Here is a 3,726-nt window from a genome sequence, read left to right as displayed (position 1 = left end):
GTTTCCAACCTTACCAGATCCGTTTCCGTGTCCGGCGCCCTGTTGGAGCGGGCTCGGCCGTTCAGCTTTCGCTTTTCGGCCTTTCCGGGTGTCAGGCGGTGAGGCGGGCGATCGCCTCGTCGACGGTGAGCTCCTCGCGCTCGCCGGTGCGGCGGTCCTTCAGCTCCAGGACGCCCTCGGCCGAGCGGCGGCCGGCGACCAGGATCTTCGGCACGCCGATGAGCTCGGAGTCGGTGAACTTGACGCCGGGCGAGATGCCCGGACGGTCGTCGACCAGGACGCGCAGGCCCGCGGCGTTCAGCTTCTCGGAGACGTCCAGCGCCAGCTCCGTCTGGAGCGCCTTGCCCGCCGCGACGACGTGCACATCGGCCGGGGCGATCTCGCGGGGCCAGCACAGGCCCTTGTCGTCGGCGGTCTGCTCGGCGAGCGCGGCGACGGCGCGGGAGACGCCGATGCCGTACGAGCCCATGGTGACGCGGACGGGCTTGCCCTGCTGGCCGAGGACGTCGAGCGAGAAGATGTCGGCGTACTTGCGGCCGAGCTGGAAGATGTGGCCGATCTCGATGGCACGGTCCACCCGGAGCCCGCTGCCGCAGTTGGGGCAGGGGTCGCCCGCCTCGACGACGACGACGTCGAGGTAGTCGTCGACCTCGAAGTCACGGCCCGCGACGACGTTCTTCGCGTGCTTGCCCTCCTTGTTGGCACCCGTGATCCAGGCGGTGCCGGCGGCGATGCGCGGGTCGGCGATGTAGCGGACCTTCTCCAGTCCCTGCGGGCCGACGTAGCCGCGTACCAGGTCCTCACGGCCCTCGAAGTCCTCGGCGGTGACCAGTTCGACGACGGCGGGCGCGAGGTGCTCGCCGAGCTTGCCGAGGTCGACCTCGCGATCACCGGGCACGCCCACGGCCACGATCTCGCCGTCCACCTTGACCAGCAGGTTCTTCAGGGTCGCGGCGGCCGGGACGCCCAGGTGCAGGGCGAGGGTCTCGATGGTCGGGGTGTCGGGGGTGTCCAGCTCCTCGACGGGGCCGTGTACCGAGCCGTCCGCGGCGACCGCCTTGAAGGTGACGGCCTCGGTGTTGGCGGCGTAGTCGCAGTTCGGGCAGTCGACGAAGGTGTCCTCGCCGGCGGGCGCGGGCGCCAGGAACTCCTCGGAGGCGGAGCCGCCCATGGCGCCGGAGACGGCGGAGACGATCCGGTGGTCGAGGCCGAGGCGCTCGAAGATCCGGATGTAGGCGGCGCGGTGCAGCTGGTACGCCTCGGCGAGACCCTCGTCGGTGGTGTCGAAGGAGTACGAGTCCTTCATCTGGAACTCACGGCCGCGCAGCACCCCGGCGCGGGGGCGGGCCTCGTCGCGGTACTTGGTCTGGATCTGGTACAGGATCACGGGCAGGTCCTTGTAGGACGAGCACATGTCCTTGACGACCTGGGTGAAGATCTCCTCGTGGGTGGGGCCGAGGAGGTAGTCGGCACCCTTGCGGTCCTTGAGCCGGAACAGCAGGTCGCCGTACTCGTCGTACCGGCCGCTCGCCTCGTACGCCTCCTTGGGCAGCAGCGCGGGCAGCAGCACCTCCTGGCCGCCGATGGCGTCCATCTCCTCGCGCACGACGCGGGTGATGTTCTCCAGGACCTTCTTGCCGAGCGGCAGCCAGGTCCAGATTCCGGCCGCGGTGCGACGCACGTATCCGGCCCGGACGAGCAGCTTGTGGTTGAGCGTCTCGGCGTCCGCCGGGTCGTCGCGCAGCGTCTTGATCATCAATCGGGACATGCGCTGGACCTGGGCCATGATGAACTCCTGCTCGGAAAGGGTGATGTGCAGGAGGTTAGCCGGGCGGCACGGGTGGGCGGAAATCCATTCCCCGCCGCGCTAGCCCTTGCGACGCAGGGGGAGCGGGGCTCCCATCACCGCATAGGGCTTGGGGGCGCTGGGGAAGAGCACCTGGCGGGCCAGGTCCTGGTAGCCGAGACTGCGATACAGGCCACGTGCCGGGCTCTCGGCGTCGATGGCCGAGAGGATGGACCGGGGCTGGTCGACGTCGTCGGTGATGGTGGTGATCAGCGTGCGTCCGATGCCCCGGTTCTGGAACTCCGGCAGGACGTGGAGTTCGGTGATGACGAACGAGTCGTCGAGCCAGTGCGCGCTGCCGGTGGCGCGGAGGTACGGCTCGACGACGGTGGACCACCACTGTCCGCGTTCGTTGGGCATGCCGTAGACGAAGCCGACGAGCCGTTCGCCGGCGGTGGTGGCGCCGAGGGCGCGGGCGTGGGGGTGGTCGAGGTGTCTGAGGACGATATGGCGCCGTACCTCGACCTCTTCGGGCCCCAGGCCGAAGGCGAGGGCCTGTACGGCGAGCGCCTCGTCCACGCGCGCGGCGAGGTCGACCGGCCCGATCCGGACGCTGGGTGTGTGGGGGCCGCCCCCGGATGCTGCTGCCATGCGCCGACCCTACTGGCCCCGGTGGGCGACGGGGTACGGATGGGTGGCCGTCGGCCACGGGACGGTCAGAACAGCACGCTCATGAACGCCCCGGTCTCCTTGAAACCGACCCGGGCGTACGACCGGCGCGCGGGGGTGTTGTAGTCGTTCACGTAGAGGCTGACGACGGGGGCGACATCGGCGAGCGCGTAGCGCAGGACCGCCGCCATGCCGGTTTCGGAGAGTCCGCGGCCACGGTGTTCGGGGGCGACCCAGACGCCCTGGATCTGGCAGGCCTGCGGGGTCGCGGCGCCGATCTCCGCCTTGAAGACGACCTTGCCGTCGTCGATCCGGGCGAACGAGCGGCCGGCTCCGATGAGTTCGGCGACGCGTGCCTGGTAGAGGAGTCCGCCGTCGCCCGCGAGCGGGGAGATGCCGACCTCCTCGGTGAACATCGCCACGCAGGCCGGCATCAGGACGTCCATCTCGTCCTTGCGGATCCGGCGGACCAGTGGGTCGGGGGTCACCTCGGCGGACGGGGTCTCGGTGACCATCAGCGGCTGATGGGCCCGGACCTCGCGGGCCGGTCCCCAGCCGGGTTCGAGCAGCCGCCACAGCTGGGCGGTGGGTTCGGCGGGGCCGACGATCGAGGAGCAGCGGCGGCCGGCCCGGCGGGCCCGGTCGGCGAAGGCCCGGACGGCATCGGGGGTGGCGCAGATGGGGACGAGGTTGGCGCCCGAGTAGCAGAGCGAGCGGAGCCGTCCGTCGGTGTACCAGCCCCACATCTCGCCGCCGAGGCGCCAGGGGTCGAGGCCTGCGATCTGGACCCGGGACGTCACGAAGGCGTTGGCGACGGGCTCGCTCTCCAGGATGGCGAGAGCGGCTCCGAGGTCGCTGGGTTCGAGGACCCGGGTGGTGGTCTGCGTCAACACGAGGGGGCCTCACCATGCGGTCTGCTGATTTCCGCACTGTAACCGAAGCGGATCGTCCGTGCCGCCCGTGCCTGTGAACAGGGGCTGCGGCAGGCCGTGAGGTCGCTCACGGCGGCGCCCCGCCGGACGGGGTCGTCCGGCGGGGCGCGGTGGTGCGGGTCGTCGGTTCAGCTCACGGAGACCTCGGGCTCGCCGGAGGCGATGCCGTCCTTCTCCATCTGCTCGGCGATCTTCAGGGCTTCCTCGATCAGCGTCTCGACGATCTTCGACTCGGGCACCGTCTTGATGACCTCGCCCTTCACGAAGATCTGCCCCTTGCCGTTACCGGACGCGACACCCAGGTCCGCCTCACGGGCCTCGCCCGGACCATTGACGACA

The 3,726-nt window shown here is 70.5% G+C and carries 4 protein-coding genes; all 4 read right to left on the bottom strand.

The genetic code is table 11. The annotated features are described in order from the left end of the window. Positions 1-91: 91 nt before the first annotated feature. Entirely contained in the window at positions 92-1,786 is a 1,695-nt protein-coding gene (locus tag ACFVH0_RS40390; protein ID WP_385828421.1) for a proline--tRNA ligase, read from the bottom strand. Between the two features lie 81 nt (positions 1,787-1,867). Continuing rightward, a complete protein-coding gene (locus ACFVH0_RS40385; protein ID WP_385828420.1) occupies positions 1,868-2,437 on the bottom strand; it encodes a GNAT family N-acetyltransferase in 570 nt (189 codons plus the stop codon). 65 nt (positions 2,438-2,502) lie between these two features. Then, positions 2,503-3,348 carry a GNAT family N-acetyltransferase gene (locus ACFVH0_RS40380; RefSeq protein ID WP_385828419.1) on the bottom strand — a complete coding sequence of 282 codons (846 nt, stop codon included), beginning with the start codon at positions 3,346-3,348 and terminating at the stop codon, positions 2,503-2,505. A 167-nt stretch (positions 3,349-3,515) separates the two neighbouring features. Further along, positions 3,516-3,726: flavodoxin-dependent (E)-4-hydroxy-3-methylbut-2-enyl-diphosphate synthase (locus tag ACFVH0_RS40375; protein ID WP_353794185.1), on the bottom strand; the 211-nt coding region annotated here is incomplete at its 5' end.

Origin of the sequence: Streptomyces sp. NPDC127117 (assembly GCF_042677325.1) — a bacterium.
Taxonomy (GTDB): domain Bacteria; phylum Actinomycetota; class Actinomycetes; order Streptomycetales; family Streptomycetaceae; genus Streptomyces.
This window is presented reverse-complemented; position numbering and strand designations above follow the sequence as displayed.